2 protein-coding genes are annotated in these 2,243 nt (G+C 60.9%); both read left to right on the forward strand.

Going from position 1 to position 2,243, the window contains the following annotated elements; translation table 11 throughout:
- Positions 1 to 172 precede the first annotated feature (172 nt).
- Positions 173 to 1,414: an IS21 family transposase gene (gene istA, locus AC1RMD_RS31160; protein WP_492932737.1), complete on the forward strand. Its 1,242-nt coding sequence runs from the start codon at positions 173 to 175 to the stop codon at positions 1,412 to 1,414.
- Positions 1,411 to 2,187, forward strand: a complete 777-nt coding sequence (gene istB, locus AC1RMD_RS31165; protein ID WP_492932739.1) for an IS21-like element helper ATPase IstB — start codon at positions 1,411 to 1,413, stop codon at positions 2,185 to 2,187. The genes istA and istB overlap by 4 nt, the downstream gene beginning before the upstream one ends.
- Positions 2,188 to 2,243 lie beyond the last annotated feature (56 nt).

Consider the following 2,243-nt stretch of genomic DNA (forward strand, 5'->3'; position numbering starts at 1 on the left):
TGTCAGTGGGAACCCAATAATCCCCACCTGTGGGAATTGAATTTTCCCCACCCATTTTTGAAGGAGCTCAAAAATGGAAGGGTTGGATCTGGAAGGAAATACGGCAATCGAGCCGGTAGCCGCTAGCGGCTGCGCTAACTTATCCGTGTCGCGAACTGACACGGAGGCTCAAGTGCTTAACAAGGAACGGTGGGAGGAAATTCGCCGTCTGCACGCCGGCGGCAGCACGGTATCTGCGATGGCGCGACTGCTGGAGTTGGATCGCAAGACAGTCCGTTACTGGATGCGACAGGAGGCATGGGTGCCGTACCAGCGTCCGGCGGCGGCCAGCACCGTGCTCGACGCGCACCACGACTGGCTGGCGACGCGCGCCGGGCAGGTCAATTATTCGGCCCGCATTCTGTTTCAGGAACTCAAGGCCACGCGTGGCTACCAAGGCGGCTACGACAGCGTGAAGCTCGCCGTGCGGCCGCTGCGCGCCGAGTCAACCTTGGCCGCGCTGACGCAGCGCCGGTTCGAGACAGCGCCCGGACAGCAGGCGCAGATTGACTGGGGACAGACCAAGGTGAAGCTGGGCGACACCACAGCGACGATCCACTTCTTCGTCATGACCCTGGGCTACTCGCGACGCGCCTACGTGGAAGCATTCGCCGACGAACAACTGGCGTCGCTGTTCGCTGCACATGAGCACGCCTTTGCCCATTTCGGTGGTCACTGCGCCGAGCTGCTGTACGACCGCATGCGCACGGTGGTGCTGGGAACTGAGGATGGCAAACCGAAGTGGAATGCCAAGTTCGACGCGTTCGCCAAATACTGGGGCTTCGAGCCGCGTCTGTGCAAACCCTACCGCGCGCAAACCAAGGGCAAGGTCGAATCGGGCGTGAAGTATGTCAAGCGCAACTTCATGCCCGGCCGCGTCTTTCGCGATCTGGCCGACGTCAATGATCAGCTGCTCACCTGGAGCGTCGAGGTGGCCGACTTGCGCACGCATGGAACGACCCACCAGCGGCCTATCGACCGCTTCGCGGACGAGGCGCCATGTCTGGTGCCAACGACCCGCCAGGCCAGCTTCCTCGACGCCGTGGTGCGCGAGCGGGTCGTCGCCGAAGACTGGCTGGTGACCATCGATACGAACCGTTATTCAGTGCCGTGTCGGCTGGTCGGGCGAACGGTGCAGATTGTGCGTGTCGGCGGCGTATGGCAGATTCAGCATGGCGGCAAGGTGGTGGCCGAGCACGCCATCCTGAGCGGCAGGGATCAACTCAGCGTGCAGTCCGATCATGGGCCAGGTGCAGCTGCCCGCAATGCCCGCCAGCGTTACCCTGAGCCAGAACCAACCTCCACGATACCGGTCGTCGAGCAGGTGGAAGTACGGGATCTCCATGTCTACGAACAGCTGCTGGAGGTCCTATGAATCCCGCACAACTTGAACGTCTCGCCGAGTACCTGCATAAGCTGCGCCTGTTCAAGAGCCGCGAGCGGCTCGAAGCCTTGCTGCAGCAGGCGGCATCTGAGGAGCTGGCCTATGCCGATTTCCTCGAACTGGTGCTGGCGGAGGAAGTGGCGGCCAAGACGAGCAAGAACGTCGCCATGCGCACGGCCATGGCGCGCTTCCCCTTCGTCAAGCCAATCGAGACCTTCGACTTCACCTACCAACCATCGATCGACAAGAAACAAGTTCAGACGCTGACGAGCTGCCACTACATCGAGCACGGCGACAATGTGCTGGTTCTCGGGCCGCCAGGCGTCGGCAAGACTCATCTGGCTGTGGCCTTGGGGATGAAGGCGATTGAGGCCGGCTACCGGGTCTTGTTCACAACGGCGGCCAACCTAATCGCGGCGCTCAGCCGAGCGCATGGCGAGGGGCGCCTCGACGAAAAACTGAAGGTCTACACTACACCGCGTCTGCTGATCATCGACGAGATCGGATATTTGCCGATCGACAGGTTGGGCGCCAACTTATTCTTCCAGTTGATCAGCAAGCGCTACGAGCGCGGTCCCATGGTCCTCACCAGCAACCAGAGCTTTGCGGCGTGGGGCGAGGTCTTCGGCGATCGCGTCATCGCGACAGCAATCCTAGACCGCTTATTGCATCACGCTGTCACGTTGAATATCCGAGGTAATTCGTATCGTCTGAAGGAGAAGCTAAAGGCTGGCCTCGTCCGTCCGGAAGAGGCTGAAGCATGAACGGGGTGGGGAATTTTCGATTCCCACAACTGGGGAAAATTGGGTTCCCCTTGACA

This window comes from Duganella sp. GW822-FHT06D06 (assembly GCF_058799615.1).

What these genes read in the sequence shown, in the direction of transcription:
- istB (WP_492932739.1), top strand. Translation starts at nt 1,411, where the DNA reads ATGAATCCCGCACAACTTGAACGTCTCGCCGAGTACCTGCATAAGCTG.